General features: G+C 63.1%; 17 protein-coding genes, 1 tRNA gene and 1 riboswitch. Of the genes, 14 read left to right on the top strand and 4 right to left on the bottom strand.

The genetic code is table 11. The features are described 5' to 3' along the window. Positions 1-4 precede the first annotated feature (4 nt). The 8 genes from DKB74_RS04750 to DKB74_RS04715 all read left to right on the top strand — a co-directional run bounded on the left by DKB74_RS04750 (position 5) and on the right by DKB74_RS04715 (position 7,746). Complete coding sequence (locus tag DKB74_RS04750) at positions 5-760, top strand: phosphatidate cytidylyltransferase (RefSeq protein WP_239987369.1); 756 nt, start codon at positions 5-7, stop codon at positions 758-760. Further along, the gene (locus DKB74_RS04745; RefSeq protein ID WP_109807131.1) at positions 757-1,914 is read left to right on the top strand and encodes a 1-deoxy-D-xylulose-5-phosphate reductoisomerase; all 1,158 of its coding nucleotides are present in this window, start codon (positions 757-759) and stop codon (positions 1,912-1,914) included. Before DKB74_RS04750 ends, DKB74_RS04745 begins: the two co-directional genes overlap by 4 nt. Next, positions 1,911-3,044 (top strand): RIP metalloprotease RseP, encoded by a 1,134-nt coding sequence (gene rseP, locus DKB74_RS04740; protein ID WP_193504360.1) that lies wholly within the window; start codon positions 1,911-1,913, stop codon positions 3,042-3,044. Before DKB74_RS04745 ends, rseP begins: the two co-directional genes overlap by 4 nt. A 74-nt stretch (positions 3,045-3,118) precedes the next feature. Further along, positions 3,119-5,905 (top strand): outer membrane protein assembly factor BamA, encoded by a 2,787-nt coding sequence (gene bamA, locus DKB74_RS04735; RefSeq protein WP_239987368.1) that lies wholly within the window; start codon positions 3,119-3,121, stop codon positions 5,903-5,905. Continuing rightward, positions 5,905-6,549 carry an OmpH family outer membrane protein gene (locus DKB74_RS04730; protein ID WP_109806897.1) on the top strand — a complete coding sequence of 215 codons (645 nt, stop codon included), beginning with the start codon at positions 5,905-5,907 and terminating at the stop codon, positions 6,547-6,549. Before bamA ends, DKB74_RS04730 begins: the two co-directional genes overlap by 1 nt. Next, positions 6,546-7,025: a 3-hydroxyacyl-ACP dehydratase FabZ gene (fabZ, locus tag DKB74_RS04725; protein ID WP_109806896.1), complete on the top strand. Its 480-nt coding sequence runs from the start codon at positions 6,546-6,548 to the stop codon at positions 7,023-7,025. Before DKB74_RS04730 ends, fabZ begins: the two co-directional genes overlap by 4 nt. 100 nt (positions 7,026-7,125) lie before the next feature. Further along, on the top strand, positions 7,126-7,356 hold the full coding sequence (gene rpmE, locus DKB74_RS04720; protein WP_109806895.1) for a 50S ribosomal protein L31: 231 nt from the start codon (positions 7,126-7,128) through the stop codon (positions 7,354-7,356). A 60-nt stretch (positions 7,357-7,416) separates the two neighbouring features. Continuing rightward, on the top strand, positions 7,417-7,746 hold the full coding sequence (locus tag DKB74_RS04715) for a PilZ domain-containing protein (protein ID WP_109806894.1): 330 nt from the start codon (positions 7,417-7,419) through the stop codon (positions 7,744-7,746). Positions 7,747-7,753: 7 nt separating this feature from the next. On the opposite strand, the gene DKB74_RS04710 is transcribed toward DKB74_RS04715, so the two are convergent. Then, positions 7,754-9,136 carry an L-serine ammonia-lyase gene (locus tag DKB74_RS04710; protein ID WP_109806893.1) on the bottom strand — a complete coding sequence of 461 codons (1,383 nt, stop codon included), beginning with the start codon at positions 9,134-9,136 and terminating at the stop codon, positions 7,754-7,756. 123 nt (positions 9,137-9,259) lie between these two features. Next, a riboswitch (glycine riboswitch) is annotated at positions 9,260-9,347 on the bottom strand. 244 nt (positions 9,348-9,591) lie between these two features. Between DKB74_RS04710 and DKB74_RS04705 the strand changes: the two genes are divergently transcribed. Together DKB74_RS04705 and DKB74_RS04700 are read left to right on the top strand one after the other, a co-directional pair. Next, the gene (locus DKB74_RS04705) at positions 9,592-10,017 is read left to right on the top strand and encodes an organic hydroperoxide resistance protein (RefSeq protein WP_109807128.1); all 426 of its coding nucleotides are present in this window, start codon (positions 9,592-9,594) and stop codon (positions 10,015-10,017) included. A gap of 7 nt (positions 10,018-10,024) precedes the next feature. Further along, positions 10,025-10,510 carry a MarR family winged helix-turn-helix transcriptional regulator gene (locus DKB74_RS04700; RefSeq protein ID WP_109806892.1) on the top strand — a complete coding sequence of 162 codons (486 nt, stop codon included), beginning with the start codon at positions 10,025-10,027 and terminating at the stop codon, positions 10,508-10,510. A gap of 36 nt (positions 10,511-10,546) precedes the next feature. Here the strand turns inward: DKB74_RS04700 and DKB74_RS04695 are convergent, their stop codons facing one another. The 3 genes from DKB74_RS04695 to DKB74_RS04685 all read right to left on the bottom strand — a co-directional run bounded on the left by DKB74_RS04695 (position 10,547) and on the right by DKB74_RS04685 (position 14,613). Then, complete coding sequence (locus tag DKB74_RS04695; RefSeq protein ID WP_109806891.1) at positions 10,547-12,070, bottom strand: alginate export family protein; 1,524 nt, start codon at positions 12,068-12,070, stop codon at positions 10,547-10,549. Between the two features lie 142 nt (positions 12,071-12,212). Beyond that, positions 12,213-14,048, bottom strand: a complete 1,836-nt coding sequence (locus DKB74_RS04690) for a methyl-accepting chemotaxis protein (protein ID WP_239987367.1) — start codon at positions 14,046-14,048, stop codon at positions 12,213-12,215. 475 nt (positions 14,049-14,523) lie between these two features. Beyond that, positions 14,524-14,613, bottom strand: a tRNA-Ser gene (locus DKB74_RS04685). Positions 14,614-14,726: 113 nt separating this feature from the next. Between DKB74_RS04685 and DKB74_RS04680 the strand changes: the two genes are divergently transcribed. Genes DKB74_RS04680 through DKB74_RS04665 form a run of 4 tightly spaced genes read left to right on the top strand, consistent with a single transcriptional unit; the run spans position 14,727 to position 19,078 of the window. Further along, entirely contained in the window at positions 14,727-15,752 is a 1,026-nt protein-coding gene (locus DKB74_RS04680; RefSeq protein ID WP_193504358.1) for a lytic murein transglycosylase, read from the top strand. Further along, positions 15,736-16,836, top strand: coding sequence for an SPOR domain-containing protein (locus DKB74_RS04675; protein ID WP_109806889.1), 1,101 nt, complete (start codon positions 15,736-15,738; stop codon positions 16,834-16,836). Before DKB74_RS04680 ends, DKB74_RS04675 begins: the two co-directional genes overlap by 17 nt. A gap of 26 nt (positions 16,837-16,862) precedes the next feature. Further along, positions 16,863-18,026, top strand: a complete 1,164-nt coding sequence (locus DKB74_RS04670) for a D-alanyl-D-alanine carboxypeptidase family protein (protein ID WP_109806888.1) — start codon at positions 16,863-16,865, stop codon at positions 18,024-18,026. A 56-nt stretch (positions 18,027-18,082) separates the two neighbouring features. Next, positions 18,083-19,078, top strand: coding sequence for an AAA family ATPase (locus DKB74_RS04665; protein WP_109806887.1), 996 nt, complete (start codon positions 18,083-18,085; stop codon positions 19,076-19,078). Positions 19,079-19,106 lie beyond the last annotated feature (28 nt).

Here is a 19,106-nt window from a genome sequence, read left to right as displayed (position 1 = left end):
AGAATTGGCGACTCGCGCGGTCGTCGGTGGCGTGCTGATCGCGCTCGCTGCGGCGATTCTGTGGCTCGGCGGCTTTGCCTTCTGGGCAGTGACGGTGATCGTCGCGGTGCTGATGATGGGCGAATGGGCGGTGCTTTCGGGCGAGCGGATGCCGCGCAAGCGCCTCGCCCAATATGCATTGTCGGTGCCGCTGGCGATCATGTGTCCGCTCGCGGCGGGGCCGGGCTTTCTGGCGCTCGGGCTGGTCTTTGGGGCGGCGATATTCCTCATCGCGCTGACACGTAACGTCCAGCTTGGCGGCGGGGCGCTCTATGTCGGTCTGCCCGTGCTCGCGCTGCTGTCGCTGCGTTCGCAGGATCAGGGGCTGATACTCGCGGTGTGGGCGATGGCGCTGGTCTGGGCCTGCGATATCGGCGCCTATTTTACCGGGCGTACCTTTGGCGGGCCTTTGCTTGCGCCTTCGATCAGCCCTGCCAAGACCTGGTCGGGTCTTGCCGGAGGCATCGTCCTGGCCGGGCTGTTCGGCGCATTGATGACGCGGTTCGGCCTGCCGGTGCGACTGGCGGCGGCGACACCGTTGCTGGCGGCGCTGTCGCAGCTGGGCGACCTTTTCGAAAGCCATGTGAAGCGTGTTGCCGGCGTCAAGGATTCGGACAATATCCTGCCCGGCCATGGCGGATTGATGGACCGGCTGGACGGGCTGGTTCCGGTGGCGCCGGTTGCGGCATTGCTGGTATTGGTGCCGCAATGGCTGATGTGAAGCGGGTTACAATCCTTGGTGCGACAGGATCGGTCGGCAGTTCGACGCTCGATCTGATCGAACGCGAACCCGAGCGGTTCGAAGTCGTCGCGCTGACTGCCAATAGCGACGTGGCAAAGCTCGCGGCGGCGGCAATCCGCACCAATGCCCGGCTTGCCGTGGTTGCCGATGCCTCGCGTCTTTCCGCGCTTTCGCAGGCGCTGGCCGGAACCGGCATCGCCGTGGCGGGTGGTGCAGACGCAGTATGCGAAGCCGCAAGGCTCGATTGCGACTGGACGATGGCGGCGATCGTCGGCTGTGCAGGGCTGAAGCCGACCATGGCCGCATTGGAACAGGGCCACACGGTCGCACTCGCCAACAAGGAATCGCTGGTTTCCTCGGGTGCGATCATGACCGCTGCGGCGCGGTGCCATGGCGCGACCTTGTTGCCGGTCGATTCGGAACATAATGCAGTGTTTCAGTGCCTCGACCGCACCGCGCCGCGCAGTGTCAGCCGGATCATCCTGACGGCGAGCGGCGGACCGTTCCGCGCGACTCCGATCGAAGCAATGCGCGCGATCACGCCCGAACAGGCGGTGGCGCATCCCAACTGGTCGATGGGTGCCAAGATATCGGTCGATTCGGCGACGATGATGAACAAGGGGCTCGAACTGATCGAGGCGCGCCATCTTTTCCCGATCGCGCCCGATCAGCTCGACGTCATCGTGCATCGCCAGTCGGTGGTGCATTCGATGGTGGAATATATCGACGGGTCGGTGCTCGCGCAGCTCGGGACACCCGATATGCGTACGCCGATCGCCTATGCGCTCGCCTGGCCCGAACGGATGGAGACGCCATGCGCGCGACTCGACCTTGCCGCAATCGGGTCGCTTGAATTCGAAGCGCCGGATTATGAACGCTTCCCGGCGCTGCGGCTTGCAAGGGCGGCACTAGCGGCCGATGGTGCGCGACCGGCCATCCTCAACGCCGCCAATGAAGTCGCCGTGGCGGCATTCCTCGACCGGCGTGTCGGGTTTCTTGAAATTGCCGCAATCGTTGCCGATACCCTTGATTGCTATGACCCGGCTGCCCCGGAAACGCTGGACGCGGTGCTGGCGATCGACGCCGAGGCCCGGCGCATCGCGGGCATGCGTGTGAAGGACTGCGTCGCTTGATCGAACTTCCCGCAATATTGCTGGCGATTGTCGCCTTCGTGCTGGTGATCGGACCGCTCGTGTTCGTGCATGAAGGCGGTCACTATCTCGCCGGGCGGATGTTCGGCGTGAAGGCGGAGGAATTTTCCATCGGCTTCGGCCGCGAAGTCGGCGGTTTTACCGACAAGCGCGGCACGCGCTGGAAATTCGGCTGGTTGCCGCTGGGCGGCTATGTCCGGTTCGCCGGAGACATGAACCCGGCGGGCGAACCGAGCAGCGCGTGGCTGGCGCTGCCCGCGGAAGAGCGCGCGAAGACCTTTCAATCGAAAAAGCTCTGGCAACGTGCGATCATCGTCGCTGCCGGGCCGATCACCAATTTCCTTGTCGCAATCCTGATCCTGGGCGCCTTCGCCGTCGTGTACGGCCAGAATCGGACGCCGACCGTTGCCGGCAGCATCGTCGAAGGCAGCCCTGCAGCGGCAGCGGGTCTTGAAGCCGGGGATCGGATCACTGCGATCGGCGGACGATCGGTCCATACTTTCCGCGACATGATCCAATATACGCAGCTGCGGCCCGACGAGCAGGTGACCGTCGATTTCGAGCGTAACGGCGAGGCGCGTCAAATCGAGGCCGTGATCGGCACGCGCGTCGAGCGCGACCGGTTCGGCAACGAATATCGTATCGGTCAGCTCGGCATCGGGCCGGGGGAACCGGTTCAGGAGAAAGTCGGGTTGCTGGAGGCGCCTGTCGTCGGCGTTTCGACGACGATGGCGATCATGCAATCGATGGTCGACGGCCTGGGCCAGATCATCACCGGGCGCCGTCCGGTTTCCGAAATGGCCGGGCCGATCCGCATGGCGGGCATTTCGGGCCAGCGGCTGATGATGGGGCCGACGGAATTCGTTTTTCTCATCGCGCTGATTTCCATCAATCTGGGGTTCATAAACCTGTTGCCAATTCCAATGCTCGATGGCGGGCATCTTTTGCTTTATGCGATCGAGGCAGTGCGGCGGAAACCCGTCGAGCCGGAAGTGGTGGAATGGGCGTTTCGCGGTGGCCTGGCGGCAATTCTGGCGCTGATGCTCGTGGTTACTTTCAACGATATCGGCTCTTATGGCGTGTGGAAAAATCTGGCCGGGTTGATTGGCTGAAATGGTTAGGGCAGGGCGGGCGCAGGTGCGCACGTGCGGTCGAATAAACGAGGATTTCCGACTTGAGTGGGACGGTGACAGCAATCACGGCTAGGAATTTCGGTGCGCGCGCGACTGCGGCGCTCCTGACGGGGACGATGCTTTCGGGTGTCGTCTGCGGCACCGCGTTCGCGCAGGACGCGACTCCGCCAGCCGCAACCGCGCCGCAGGACGCGCAGCCTCAGCAACAGGCGCAGCAGCAGGTGATCCGCTCGCTGACGGTGGAAGGGACCCAGCGTCTCGAACCGGCAACAGTGCTGTCCTACACGCGTCTGCGGGTGGGTCAGCCCTATGACAACGCATCGCTCGACCAGGCGATCAAGGATCTCCACGCCAGCGATCTGATGACGGTCGATTCGATTTCCGGTGCGGAAACCGGAAACATCGTCATCCACATTCGCGAAAACCCGATCATCAATCGCGTGCTGATCGAAGGCAACAAGAGCCTGAAGGACGACAAGATCACGCCGGAGATCCATCTGGCTCCGCGTCAGATCTTCACCCGGTCGGCCGTTCGTGCGGACGTCGCGCGAATTATCGAACTATATCGCCGTCAGGGCCGCTTCGCCGCGATCGTCGAACCGCAGATGGTGCAGCTCGACCAGAATCGCGTCGATGTCGTTTTCGAGATCACCGAGGGGCCGAAGTCGAAGGTCCGCCAGATCAACATCATCGGCAACGAGCAGTTTTCCGACGGCAAGCTGCGCGGCGAGATGGCGACCAAGCAGACGCGATTCTGGACGCTCCTCAGCTCGAACACGAGCTATGATCAGGATCGCCTCGCCTATGACCAGCAGAAGCTGCGCCAATTCTATCTGACCGAAGGCTATGCCGATTTCCGCGTGGTTTCGGCGATCGCCGAACTGACGCCGGACAAGCGCGATTTCATCATCACCTATGTCGTCGAAGAAGGCGATCGCTATAAATTCGGCCCGGTGACGGTCGACAGCGATATTCGCGATTTCGATGAAGATCGGCTGGGGAAATCGCTCCCGTTCAAGGAAGGCGACTGGTATAATGCCAAGCAGGTCGAAGACGCCATCGACCAGCTCAGCCAGCTGGCGGGCGCCTATGGCTATGCCTTTGCCGATGTGCAGCCTGAATATTCGCGTGATGCCGAAACGCACACCATGGCGCTCAATTTCCACATCGCCGAAGCGAACCGGACCTATATCGAGCGTATCGACATCACCGGCAACACCCAGACCCGCGACGAAGTGATCCGCCGCGAGTTCCGTGTGGCGGAGGGTGACGCGTTCAATACCTTCCAGGTCAAGCGGTCCGAAGACCGTATCAACTCGCTCGGCTATTTCCAGGATGGGTTCGAAGTCGAGCAGAAGCCGGGATCTTCGGATGACCGAATCATCCTGGCCGCGAATGTCGAGGAACGTCCGACCGGCGAACTGACGCTTTCTGCAGGTTTTTCGAGTCTCGAGCGGTTCATCGTTTCGGGGTCGATCAAGCAGCGGAATTTCCGCGGCAGGGGGCAGACGCTGTCGGCCTCGGTCGATTATTCTAGCTATTCGAAGTCGGTCGAACTGGGCTTCACCGAGCCCTATCTGTTCGATCACAATATCGCGCTGGGCGGCACGATCTATCGCCGCGACCTCAATGCGTTCAACTATATCGGTACGGACCGCAACACGACCTACAGCCAGGTTTCGACCGGTTTCCAGATCGTGACGGGTATTCCGCTCACCGAATATTGGACGCTGTCGGGTCGTTATAATTTCCAGCTGGATGATGTGACGCTCGACAAGTCGACTTTCTACAAGGACACGAATGGCGACGGCACCGTCGATACCTGCGATCCGCTGAAGGCAGGACGCTATTATTGCGATGCCATCGGCGAACGCATCACGTCGCTGGTCGGCCTGTCGTTGATCTTCGACAGCCTGAACAGCCGGCTTCGGCCGTCCGCGGGTCAGCGGCTCGTGCTCGGCGTCGATTTCGCGGGTCTGGGCGGCGACGTGCGCTATATTCGCGGGCGCGCGGACTTCGACAAATACTGGTCGCTCGGCAGCGGGTTCATTTTCTCGGTCGGTGCAGAGGGCGGATATATTCACTCGCTCGAAGCGAGCCGGGGCCCCGGCATCGATCCCGTTCGTATCACCGACCGCTACTGGCTGGGCGAACCGCAGTTCCGCGGTTTCGATATTCGTGGCGTCGGTCCGCGCGTCCAGCGCCTCTATTATTCGGGGGATCCGACCGCGGGCACCCAGACGCTGATCACCGACAAGGATTCGATCGTCGACGACGCGCTGGGTGGCAAGGCCTATTATCTTACCAAGGCGGAACTCGAAATCCCCCTGGGCGCGGGTGCGCGTGAACTCGGTCTGCGTCCGTCGATCTTCATCCAGGCCGGTGCGTTGTTCGACATCACCCGGCCCGAACCGACCTTCACCTTCCAGCAGGCAACCGCCACGAACGGCGATCTTTTGTACAATGACGATGGTTCGCCCACGTTGTTGCCATATTCGGTGGCGATAACCGACACGTCCGGTAATGCTCTGTATTACAACAGCTATACCAACGACGCCGGCAATTCGGCGGTGCGTCTTACCACCTGTTCGGTGGGCTATGCGGCGAGCGCGTCGGGTACCTGCGTCGGCACCGAGGCGAACAATCCTGCGCTCAATACCACGCAGCCGTTCCTGGAACGCTTCGTCGGCAACAGTGCGCGGCCGCGTATTACCGTGGGTATCGGCGTCAACTGGAATTCGCCCTTTGGTCCGCTGCGACTGGACATCGCCAAGGCCATTCTGACTCAGCCCGGGGACGACCCCAAGCTGATTACATTCAACGTAGGGACTCAGTTCTAATGAAAACCATTTTTACGGCGGCTGCTGCCGCCCTGTTGGTGACGACTGCATCGGCCGCGATCGCTCCGTCCGCGCATGCCCAGGCGGCACCGGGAGTCGGCGTGCTCGATATCGAAGCAGCTGTCGAAAATTCGCAGGCCTATCAGGCGGCGGTCCAGCAGATCCAGGCCACCTATGCGGCTCAGATTCAGCAGGCGAACGAGCGCAACACTGCGTTTCAGCAGGAAATCGCTCCGCAGGTCGAAGCGTTCCGTCAGGCACAGCAGAATCCGAATGCTGACCGCAACGCGCTCGCCCAGCAATATCAGCAGCTCCAGCAGCGCCGTCAGCAGGCCGAGCAGGAGATCCAGCAGATTCTTGCTCCCGTTGCGCTCGCCAAGGCCTATGTCGAAGATCAGATCGCGTCGCAGCTCGGCGGCGCACTCGATCGCGTCATGGCGCGTCGCCAGATCGCCATCGTTCTGCGCCCGGAAGCCACGCTGAAGTTCGTGCCGACGCTGGATCTTACCGCCGATGTCGTGACCGAACTCAACGCCGTCGTACCGTCGGTGTCGACCAATCCGCCGGCAGGCTGGCAGCCCGGCCAGCAGGGCCAGCAGCAACAGCAGCCTGCGCCGACGCAGTCGCAGCCGCAGGGCCGGTGAGCGAGGCCGATCAGGGAGGGGGCTCGATCGGCCCCCTCGATATCGCGAAGGTGATGGCGGCGCTTCCGCACCGCTATCCGATGTTGCTGGTCGACCGAGTCGAGGAACTGGTTCCTGATCGGTCGATCGCCGCGATCAAGGCCGTGACGATCAACGAAGGCTTTTTTCAGGGCCATTTCCCGGGTCGGCCGATCATGCCCGGTGTGTTGATCGTCGAGGCGCTTGCGCAGGCAGCGGGCGTTCTTGCGGTTGAGTCGCTCGGCCTGTCGGGGTCGGGCAAGCTCGTCTATTTCATGGCGATCGACGACGCCAAGTTCCGCAAGCCGGTCGAACCCGGCGTGCTGCTGCGGCTGGAAGTCGAATTCGTCCAGAAACGCTCGAGCGTTTGCAAATTTGCCGGCAAGGCGCTGATCGATGGTCAGGTCGCGGCGCAGGCGAATTTCACTGCGATGATCGCCGATCCGCCCAAGGCCTGAAACCAGGGCGTTCGGTATCTTGCATCCGACGCCCTGCGCGTGTAGGGCGCCGCCTTCGCTGCCGGTCGGAAACCGGTGGTTTTGTGAAGGATTTCATATCATGAAAAAAGAAACGCACCCCGATTACCACATGATCAAGGTGCAGATGACCGACGGCACCGTGTTCGAAACGCGCTCCACCTGGGGCAGCGAAGGCGACACGCTGCAGCTCGACATCGACCCGACGTCGCACCCGGCATGGACCGGTGGCAACCAGCGCCTGCTCGATCAGGGCGGTCAGGTCGCGCGCTTCAACAAGCGCTTCGGTGGCCTTTCGCTCGGCAAAAAGTAATCGCGAACCGGCTGACGGCGTTAACACGCCGTTAGCTATGCGAGGCGTAGCGTGTCCGCCATGTTGCAGGCACGCTCCGTTCAGTTCGCAGCCGAGGTCGAACCCGCCGAAGGGCTCGGCCGTCGGCGCAGCCCGCGCAAGCCGGTCTCGCTCGACGCAAAGGTCGGGCGCGGCGGGCTTGATCGCGCGCTTTGCCGGGTCGTCGATCTGTCGCCACATGGCGCGCGCCTGCAAACCTACAGCGCGCTGCGCAACGGTACGATGATCTGGCTGACCCTGCCGAAAGTCGGCTATTGCGCCGCCAGCGTCGTCTGGGCCGATGATTTCGCCGCAGGTGTCGAATTCCGCGATCCGCTGAGCGAAGAGGATTTCAACGCGATAACGGCGTGATGGTCCGTCAGCATTCCACGACGTTGACGGCCAGCCCGCCCAGGCTGGTTTCCTTATATTTCGAACGCATATCCTGGCCGGTCTGGCGCATCGTTTCGATCACTGAATCGAGGCTGACGAAGTGGCGACCATCGCCACGCAGCGCCAGATAGGCCGCATTGATCGCCTTTACCGCGCCCATCGTATTGCGCTCGATACACGGGATCTGCACCAGCCCGCCGATCGGGTCGCAGGTCAGCCCCAGATTATGCTCCATGCCGATCTCTGCGGCATTTTCGATCTGGCTGTTGGTCCCGCCAAGCACGGCGGCAAGCGCGCCCGCAGCCATCGAACAGGCGACCCCGACCTCGCCCTGGCACCCCATTTCGGCAGCCGAGATCGAAGCGCGCTTCTTGTACAGCATTCCGATCGCCGCAGCGGTGTAGAGAAAGGTGCGCACGCCGGCGGCATCGGCGCCGTCGATCAGCGTTTCGTAGAATTTGAGCACAGCCGGTATCACGCCCGCCGCGCCATTGGTCGGCGCCGTCACCACGCGGCCGCCGGCAGCATTTTCTTCGTTCACCGACAGCGCCCACAGGCTGACCCATTCGAACACTTCGGCGGGATTGCGACCGGGGCGGGCGCCGGTGAGGCTGTTCTGCAACGCCGCGGCGCGACGCGGGACGTTGAGCCCACCGGGCAACACGCCGCTCTGCGTCAGCCCGCGATCGATGCATGCCATCATCGCATCGCGCACAGTGTCGAGAAACGCGTCACTTTCTTCCGCCGTCCGCCAGACCGATTCGTTGGTCCGTATGATCTGGGCAATCGAAAGGCCGGTGGCGTCGCCAATGTCGAGCAGGTCCGCCGCCGAAGCGAACATATGGGGCAGGGCGATGTTGTGCTGGGCCACCTGTGCCCCGCGGCGCAGGATCGCGCCGCCGCCGATCGAGAAATAGGTTTCGACCATCGTCGATCCATCCGGCAGGCTCGCGGTCAGGGTCATGCCATTGGGATGTTCGGGAAGGAATTTGCGCTTGCGGAACAGCATGTCGCGACGCTCGGCGAAGGGAAGGTCGATTTTTCCGCCGAGCATCATCCGCCCTGCGTCGCGTATTTCGGCGAGCAGCCCGGGAATGGCGTCGGGATCGATTCGCTCGGGCTCCCATCCCGCCAGTCCCAATATGGTCGCGCTGTCGGTGGCATGACCCCGTCCGGTCAGCGCCAGCGATCCGAACAATTCGCAGGTCACGCGTGTCGGCGACGCCCCGGATTCAAGGATGGCGCTGGCAAAGTCGTGCGCGGCGCGCATTGGTCCCACCGTGTGCGAACTCGATGGTCCGATGCCGATCGTGAACATTTCGGTGATGCTGATCGCTCGACGGAATCCTTCGGAATCATTTTGACGCATGCACTCTCCCCGCCGGTCGTGCCGGCCTTGTCGCATGCCCCATCTGTCCCTTGTGCCTGAGATCGCTATCCCGTCGGCGGATGGCGCCGGGATCTGATCCTTTCGCCGTCACTCTCCAGAGTTTTACGCCGCATGGTTCTTTTACCTGAGAGTTTCCGGGGCGGTTGCTCCTTCGGTGCCGGGTTGATCCGGTCTCTCCCATGTCGGCTATATCTGTGTCGTCCCGCGCGCAGTGTCCGTCAAGCGACTCTGTTCAGCTGGCAGCGCAGGGGGCGTCTGGTTCTCCGACATCCGTCGCTCGCCCATCCCGGCGTTCAGCCAGGTGACGTAGCGGCCAGTCCATCGCCTCGAGAACTGCGGACCGGATCGGCTCTTGTAAGCTGGAAGGGGAACACCCAATTACATCGCTAGCCATATTATCGCTAAGAATGTTATTCTATCGAACGGAGACGAAGATGAGCACGCTCTATTCCACCAAGGTAACGGCAGTCGGCGGACGCGCCGGCACGGTGACAAGCGACGATGGGCTGCTGGACCTGGACCTCAGCCTGCCCAGAAAACTCGGCGGCAAGGAAGACGCCACCAACCCCGAGCAATTGTTCGCGGCCGGCTATGCCGCCTGTTTCGGCAATGCCGTGATTCATGTGACGCGCAACAAGGAAAACAAGATCAAGGACGACGATGTCGTCGTGATCGCCACGGTCGGCATGGCGCCCAACGGAAGCGGCGGCTTCGGCTTGACGGTTGCGCTTGACGTCACCATCGCCGGTGTCGATCAGGCCAGCGCCGAGGAGATCGTTGCCGACGCGCACAAGGCCTGCCCCTATTCCAACGCGGTCAGGGGGAATATCGATGTCGAACTGTCCGTGAAGACCAGGTAGAACTCCCATGGCTGAATCGAGCGACGACCCCCTGCGGCTGGATAATCAGGTCTGCTTTCCGCTTTATGCGGCGACCAACCTCCTCCAGCGGCTTTATCGCCCGTTGCTCGCGCCCCTGGGGCTCACCTATTCGCAATATCTGGTGATGCTCATCCTTTGGGAGCGCGCGCCGGTGACCGTTGGCGAAATCGGCTCCTGCCTGCATCTCGACAACGGTACGCTGACGCCGCTCCTGAAGCGCATGGAACGCGGTGGCTTCGTCACCCGCAGCCGCGACCCGCAGGACGAGCGCCGCGTGCTGGTCGCACCGACGCCTCAGGGTCGGGAGCTGCGCACGCAAGCGCTCACAATACCCGAGGCCCTTGCCCGGAGAATCACCCTCGGGACGGGCGAAATCGAGACCTTGCGCAACTCCGTGGGGTCGCTGGTGCATCTTCTGGCCGATGACATCGACCGACGAAAGGAAAGCAGCGGCAGCGCGGCGGTTGAATAGCCTGGTCGATTGAAAGGCGAAACGTACCCGTGCGACCTAAAAGCGGAAGCTGGTCCAGATCGCGGCATAGCTGGAGTCGGTGTAGTTCAGCCGGGTGAGAAGATCGCCCGCCGCGAAATATTCATAGCGACCAGTCACCGACCAGCGCGGCGTGATTTTCCACGAGACCTGGGCACGAAAGGCCTGGCCGACATCGCTGCCCGACAGATTCTGCGTGCCCGCATAGGGTTTTCCATTCGCGCGATAGACGGCATCGGTGTCGTTTGCGCGCCACAGCTTGTTGTAGGAGAGAGTGACAACGACATCCTTCACCGGCCGTACCGTCACGTTGGGCGTCACCTGGAACAGGTTGGCGATGGTGAGTGCGCCCTGATAGCTATAGACGATATTGCCGCCGACCGGCGTCGTTGCGACCTTCAGCGGGCCGTCGCCATAGGCTCCGCCGCCGCTGCCATAATCGAAGTGGATACCCAATTCTGGCTTCCACCCGCCAAGGCCGAGATCATAGGTCTGGGCAAGGAAGAAGTTCCACGCATCGATGTCGCGGTCGCCAAAGCTGCCGCCCTGATGATCCACGGTCCAGTCGATCGTGAACGGACCGACATCGCCCCACAGGCGCGCACCGGTATAAAGCCGCTCTTCACGCGCGGTCATTGCGCCCCAGGTGATTCCGTTTTCGCGTTCACGCCACACGAACGGATCGAGATAGAGCTGCCCTTCGGCGAAGGTCGGCAGCACGATCCCCATCGTCACGCCCGAAAAGCGCGTATCGTCGTCCGACCTGTCATCGCTGATCCCGCCGGTGCCGAACGCGGTATATTCGAAATCGAACACGTCGAACCGGACGCGGCTGCCCATCGCCCAACCGCGGAAACCGTTGAGCGAGGTGCGGATCGTGCTGTTATCGCGAGTCGTCACCAGCAGCGGCGCGCCGTCGGAAAACTCCTGACGTCCATAGCGCACGCCGACCTCTATGCCGCTCAGCGTACCGCTGACTTCGCCAAAAGCCTGCTGCACGATCAGGTCGTTGCGCGCCTTGGCGGAAGGGTTGCCGATGTTGTGCCCGCCGATGCCGCCATGGCCGAGTTCGCCATAGAAGCGGACATTCCCACCCAGATGCAGATCCGCGCCGCCGACCAGACGCAGTATATCCTCGCGGCGATGTTCGCTTTCGACAATGCCGGGATTTTCGAAATAATTCATCCGCAGACGTGCTTCGCCCGACAGGGTCAGATAGAAGTCGCCGGCTTCGTTGAACGGCAGATATTTCAGCCGGTCGAGCGGGTCGTTGCGCTTCTCGGGATTGGCCATGAGCCGCCAATCCTCCGCCCAACGCGAGCCGTTATAGCCCCCGATCTTCACGCCGTGTCCGTTTGCCTGCGCCGGATAGGGGCGGATCGAGGGATTGGCCTGCTCGGCAGGCTGCACCGCTTCCGCCGGCGGGACCTGCGGATCGGCCGGCGGGGTTTGGGCGCAGGCCGATCCGATTCCTGCGTAGCCCGCAATCGCAAGCGCGATCGGCGACAGGTTGCGGGTGGAACAACGGGCGAAATAGGTCATCGGAACTTCTCACTAAATGGTCGCGACACTCGGTCGCGGGAGGCGGTTTCCGTCTGCCCGTGCCCAGAGGGCAGACAGGCGAATCGCCCAGGGTCGAAATGAATGTGATTGCCGCCCGGCCCTGGTGCCGGGCGGCTGCGGATCAGAAGCTCGCCCAATCGCCGTCGGCAGCATTCGAACCGTTGCGAACCGACGAACCGGCAGCTTCGAATTGCCTGGGCGCGGGCGACACCGCCTTGATCGGCTTTGCAGATGCCGACCTTGCCGGAGCAGGCGTTTTCGGCTTTTTCGGCTGGCCGCCCTTGTTGGCGACGGTGAAGCGCGCCGACTGATTTGCGAGGCTGATGACTTCGCTTGCGAGATCGCGGGCAGCAGCCGATGTCTGTTCGACCATGGCCGCATTCTGCTGGGTCGACTGATCCATGCTGGTCATGGCGTTAGCGATTTCGCCAATGGTCAGCGACTGCGCACGGTTGTCGTTTGCCATGCTTTCGACGAACTGATGCACTTCGCGGACACTGTCGGTGATGTTGGCGAGCGAGGTGTCGACATCCTGCACCGCACCGACGGCGATCCCGATATCGGCCTGCGTGGTGGTAAGCTGTTCGCGGGCACGCTTGGCCTCTTCCTCCGCGCGCATCGCGAGTGCCGACACCAGATCTGCGACGACTGCGAAGCCACGGCCCGCTTCGCCCGCACGGCCCGCCTCTACGGCGGCGTTCATCGCAAGGACGCGGGTCTGGAAGGCGATCTTGTCGACACCTTCGATCACATCGTCGATGCCGCGCGCGCTTTCGCCGACACGATCCATCGCGCTGGTCGCCCTTTCCGCCGTCGAGCGACCATTATCGACCATGCCGATCGCGCCCTGGGCGAATTCCACCGTGCGTTCGGCGGCCTCCGCGCTCGATTTCAGGCGATCGTTCATCTGCGCCAGCGCGGCGGAGGTTTCTTCCAGGCTTGCCGCATTGCTCTCGGTACGGCGGGCAAGATCGTCCGACGCTGCCGCGATCTCGCTCGATCCGGTTTCGATGCTGTGCGATGCTTCCGCAAGGGCACCGATCAGTTCGCTGAGATTGGCGATCGCGGTGTTGAAGTTGGTTTTCAGCGCGGCGTAGGATTGCGGGACATTTTCCTCGATCGTGCTGGTCAGGTCACCTTCGGAGAGCTTTTCCAGCTTGTTCGAGACGAGCGACACGATCATTTTCTGGTCGGCATCGGCCTTTGCGTTGGCGGCTTCGGCTTCGGCCTTGGCGATTGCCTGATCGCGGAAGACCTGAAGCGCGCCGGCCATTTCGCCCAGCTCATCCTTGCGGTCGACGCCGGGGATTGCGTCCGACACATTGCCATCGGCCAGGCTGCGCATCCGCGTCGTGATGGCGCCAAGCGGCAGCGTGATCGATCGGCTGATCACCCAGATCAGCGCCGAGAGGGCGATCAGTACGACGATGATCATCTTGGCAAGATCGATCATCGCACTGTGAACGGCGGCGTCGATCTCGTCGTTGAACACGCCCGTCGCGATGACCCAGCCCCAGGGCTTGAACCCGCGCGCATAGGAGAGCTTCTCCTTCACACCCGAGCCGTCGGGCATTTCGTACACGTACTGAACGAACCCGCCGCCCGATTTACCTGCGTCGCGCATCGCGCGGTAATGCAGCTTGCCGGCGGCATCGGTCTTTTCGCCAAGGCCGGTACCAACCAGCTCCGGCTTGACCGGATGGGCGACCATTTTCAGGTCGTAATCGAACAGGAAGAAATAGTTCAGTTCGCCAAAGCGCAGCGACTCCACTGCCCGAATTGCCGCAGCCTGCGCCTGTTCGCGGGTCATGCGCCCGGCCTGTTCTTCGGCCTGATACCGCTCAAGCTGGCTATAGGCGACGTCGAGCGTCTGCTGGGTCCGTGCCTCGAAACTGCGCGTCAGCGAGGTGCGCAATTCGGCCATCGAAAGTGCGGTCACCAGCAGCAACCCGATCAACGAGGCCAACCCCACTACGAAAATTCGTCTGCTGATTTTCAGTCGCGCTAGAATTGGCACGCAAAGATCTCCGAAATTGCCCGATTCAAAGCAATTTTAGGAAATCTTTGGTCACGCCGTTGGAAGCCGCAGAAAAATCAAGAATGCCGCAGGGTGCACGCAGCCAACGCCCCATCTCGGCCCCTCGGCCTCAAGCAGCGAAGCGTTAGGCCAGCAAATAACGCCGGAGAGCACGCTCGAAGCCAGCCAAGCGCTCAAGCAGCCGAAGGCGTTAGCGCACAAAGACCTCCGGAGCGGGAGGGCGATTCTTCGAACCCGTCAGGGTTCGCAAGGCCGAACGGCCGCCCGAGCTTATGCGAGGAAAGCCAAGGCGACGGATGTCGCCGCCGGCGCTTGAGGCTCAAACAAAAACTGGCGGAGAGTCCGAACTCGGAACCAACGGCCTCAAGCAGCAAAGCGGTAGGCCAGCAAATACTGGCGGAGAGGGTGGGATTCGAACCCACGGTGAGCGTGAACCCACGGCGGTTTTCAAGACCGCTGCCTTAAACCACTCGGCCACCTCTCCGCGTCGGCAAGCGCTATCGCGACCCATATTGTTTTTCGCAAGTCCTGCTTTGGGGGGTTCAGCCTTGTTCGCCGCTGTGGCAGAGACGGGGGATGCGAATTTACGGTCCCGCCATGCGCTTTCTCACGCTCGCCATGACATCGCTCGGTCTGGCGCTTGCCAACGCCCCCGGCGCCGAGGCGCAGGATGCTGCCGGTTTCCAGAACTATCTGCCTCAGCTCGCGGCACAGGCGCGGGCCGAAGGCGTCAGTCAGCGGACGATCGACGCCGTCATGCCGACGCTGGAATTCAAATCGCGCGTGGTCGAGCTCGATCGCGATCAGCCGGGGGGCAACCCCAATGCGCCGATCCCTGCCTTTGCACCCTATCAGGCGCGGCATGTCGACGCGGCGCGGATTCGGCGCGGGCGCGAGGCGTGGCAGCGGATGCGCAGCCGCCTGGCGCGTATCGAAGCGGAAACCGGTGTTCCCGAATCGATCATGGTTGCGATCTGGGGCCATGAAACCAATTACGGCGCGATCATGGGCGGTTTCGACGCACCGAGCGCGCTGGCGACGCTGGCCTATGAAGGGCGTCGGCGCGATCTGTTCGCGGCGGAATTCATCGCCACGCTCAAGATGATCGACATGGGCGTGCCGCGCGACAAGCTGATCGGCAGCTGGGCAGGCGCGCTGGGCGGACCGCAATTTCTGCCGTCGGTCTATCTCCGGCTGGCGCGCGACGGCGATGGCGACGGCCTTGCCGATATCTGGAGCAGCGATGCCGACACGCTGACTTCGATCGCCAATTATTTCGTCAATGCCGGCTGGCGGCCGGGCCAGCCCTGGGGAATCGCGGTGTCGGTGCCATCGGGCCTGAACCGCGACGCGATCGGCAATCACACCTTGTCGCCGCGCTGCCCGCGCGTACATGAACGACATAGCGAGTGGAAGACGATGGCGGAATGGCGCGCGCTGGGGCTGGTGCCGCTCAATCGCCCCTGGCCGGGCGACAATGTGCTTGCTTCGCTGCTCGAACCGGATGGGCCGGGAAAGACCGCCTATCTGCTCACCGGAAATTATCGCGTGATCCTCGATTATAATTGCTCAAATTTTTACGCTTTGTCGGTAGGCCTGCTTGCCGATGAAGTGGAACGCTAGTTTTGCGGCGCTGAGCGCACTCCTGCTGGCCGGCTGTGGGACCTCCCATGGCGGGGAGAGCTGGGCCTATTCGCCCGGTCAATATCCCGCCAACCGGTACACGCAGGAACAGGCTCCCCAGCAGCCCTATTCGCAGCCCGGCTCGACCTATGCGCAGCCGGCGCCCGTGCAACAACAGCCTTATGCCGGCAACGCGCCGCAGAGCGGCATCGACGGCGATATCCAGCCGCGATATCCCGCGCAGCAGGGGGCAGGTGCCAGCTACGCGCCGCCCGGCGCACAGCCGCAATATCCGCAACAGCGCCAGGCGCAGCAGGATTATCCGGCGGCGAGCGCACCGGTACCGGGCGGTCCTCCGCCGTCGAGCGGCCCCCAGGGTTCGTCGCAGCATCAGTCCGACGAACTCCGCTATGATCAGGTCGGCTATGCCGAAGTGCGCGGGGTTGCCAGCGGCGATCCGGCGGCCAATCAACAGGTCGTTGCCGTCCATCCCAGCCTTCCCGCCGGAACGTTCGTGGAAGTTACCGCGCTCGATACCGGTCGCACCATATTGGTGATGATAACCGGCGGCATGCAGCCGGGCGGCAGCATCATCGCGCTTTCGCCGGGCGCTGCGCAACAGCTGGGCATTTCGCGCGTCGCGGGCGTGCGGGTGCGCAAAGTGACGCCGCCGGCGCAGGATGAAGCCGCGCTGCGGGCGGGCAGCCCGGCGACGCCGCGAATCGATGCGCCCGAATCGCTGCTGGTGCCGTTGCGCAAGCAACTCGGCGCGCCGCCAACGGTCGCTTCGGCCCCTGCGCCGTCGCCGTACCAGCCGCCGCAGCCGGGTGTCGTGTATCAACCGACACCGACGCCGACGACAACCGCGCCTCCGGCGACCGGCGGATATTTCGTTCAGGTGGCCGCACTGTCGAACAGCGCGCGCGCGCAGCAGCTCGCGCAGAGCCTTGGCGGGTTCGTTGAACAAACACGCGGGCTTTACCGCGTGCGCATGGGGCCCTATCCAAGCCGCACCGCCGCCGAGGGCGGGCGGGCCATCGCGGTCCGTCGTGGCTTTGGCGATGCGAGGATCGTGACCCAGTAACCTCTAGCCACTCGGAAATGGCCGCCATGAAAAAGCTGATCGCCGCCGCGCTTGCGCTGACGCTCGTCGCACCTGCAACTGCTCAGACGCCGACTTTCGAAACCCCGGCGCCGATCGCTTTCATGAAGGACCTGTCTTCCGGGGCGGTGCTGTTTCAGCGCGATCCCGATCGCCGCATCCCGCCTGCTTCGATGGCGAAGATGATGACGGTCTATGTCGCGTTCGACCTGATCAAGCGCGGCGAATTGTCGCTCGACACCAAGTTTAAGGTTCGCCCCGAAACCTGGCGCCGCTGGCACGGCCCACAGGCCGGTTCGACCATGTTCCTGGAAACCGGTGAAGAGATTTCGGTTCGCGAACTACTCTATGGCATCGTCACGCTGTCGGGTAACGATGCGTGCGTCGTTCTGGCCGAGGGTATTTCGGGCACCGAACAGGCGTTCACCAATCTGATGAACCAGCAGGCGCAGAAGCTGGGCCTTTCCAACAGCCATTTCGGCAATTCCAACGGCTGGCCCGACGAAGGCCGCACCTATGTCAGTGCGCGCGACCTTGCGACGCTCGCATCGGCGACCATCGAAAATTATCCCGATCTCTACAAGACCTTCTACAGCCGCCACGACTATACCCGCACGCTGAGCAGCGGGCAGGTGATCACGCAGCAGAATCGCGATCCGCTGCTCGGCCGCGTCGATGGTGCCGATGGCCTGAAGACCGGGCATACCGAAGAAGCCGGCTATGGCTTTACCGGGTCGGCCGAGCAGAATGGCCGTCGCCTCGTCATGGTTCTCGCCGGGCTGGACAGTTATAATGGCCGCGCCGAGGAATCGGTCCGCTTCATGGAATGGGGCTTCGGCTCGTGGCAGGACAAGCAGGTCGTCGCACAGGGACGTCATGTATCCGAAGCCGAAGTGCAGGGCGGTTCGGCCCGCACGGTCGGCCTGATCGCGCCGCGCAACCTTTCGGTCACGATCCCGTCGGGGCTGGGCCTCAATATGGATGCGAAGGTCGTCTACATGGGGCCGATCAAGGCGCCGATCAAAGCGGGCGACCATATCGCCGATCTGGTCATCACGACGCCCGGCATGGAGCCGCAGAAGTTGCCGCTCGTCGCGGAAAACGATGTCGGCGAGGCAGGCTTTTTCGGTCGCGCATGGATGGGTCTGATGTCGCTGATCGGGCTGGCCTGATCGGTGCGCGCGGCGTGGGGCCTATGCCGCGCGCCCGCGATCGCTAAGCTGCTCCCATGACCCCGTTGATCGGAAACGAAGTCGCGCGCACGACGCTGGCGCAAGCGATTGAATCGCGCGCGCTGCACCATGCGTGGCTGCTCACCGGCCCCGAAGGGGTGGGGAAGGGGCAGTTTGCCCGCGCCGCCGCGTTGCGGATGCTGGCGGTGGCCGCCGATGGCGCGGAGGGATTGCCGCCGGGAATCGATGTTCCCGCGGAGCACCGCATCGCCCGGCTGTTCGCGGCGCATTCGCATCCCGATTATCGCGAGCTCATCCGCCTGCCCAAGGACGCGGACAAGCCCGGCGAAAATGTCGCACGCAGTATCAAGATCGATCAGGTGCGCCAGCTGATCGCCAGTTTCAGTACCAAACCGTCGCTGTCACAGCGGCGTGTGGTGGTGATCGACAGCATCGATGATGTCGAACGGCCCGGCGCGGCCAATGCCCTGCTCAAGGTGCTGGAAGAGCCGCCCGAAGGCACGATCTTCCTGCTGGTCAGCCATGCGCCCGGCCGCTTGCTTCCCACGATCCGCTCGCGATGCCGCACGCTGCGGTTCGAGGCGCTGGAGGACGAACAGGTCCGGTCGATCCTTCGGCGTGAGCTTTCCGATGCTCCGGAGGAAGAGATCGCGGCGCTGGTGCGCGCGGGCGATGGATCGCCCGGGCGCGCGCTGAGCTTTGCCGGGCTGGAAATGGCGGCGCTCGAAAAGGAACTGGAAAGCATCGCGGCGGATGGCGATCCCACCAATGCGGTCAGATCGCGCCTTTCCAAGCTGCTGGGCGCCAAAGCCGCCCAGCCGCGCTATGAAGCGTTTCTGGAACGGGTGCCGAGTTTCATTGCCGAACGGGCGCGCACGCTGGAAGGCCCGGCACTGCGCCAGGCGCTCGACAGCTATACCGCCGCGCGCGATCTGAGCGGCATTGCCGTGGGCCTTTCGCTCGATTCGACTGCGACTATATTCGAAATGGCGGGTATGGTCGCCAAGATCGCACCCGTCCGGGGCGAATAGCGCGAAGGCGAAGCGCGCTCTTCCCGCA

Source organism: Stakelama portus (genome assembly GCF_003171655.1).
GTDB lineage: Bacteria > Pseudomonadota > Alphaproteobacteria > Sphingomonadales > Sphingomonadaceae > Sphingomonas > Sphingomonas portus.
This window is presented reverse-complemented; position numbering and strand designations above follow the sequence as displayed.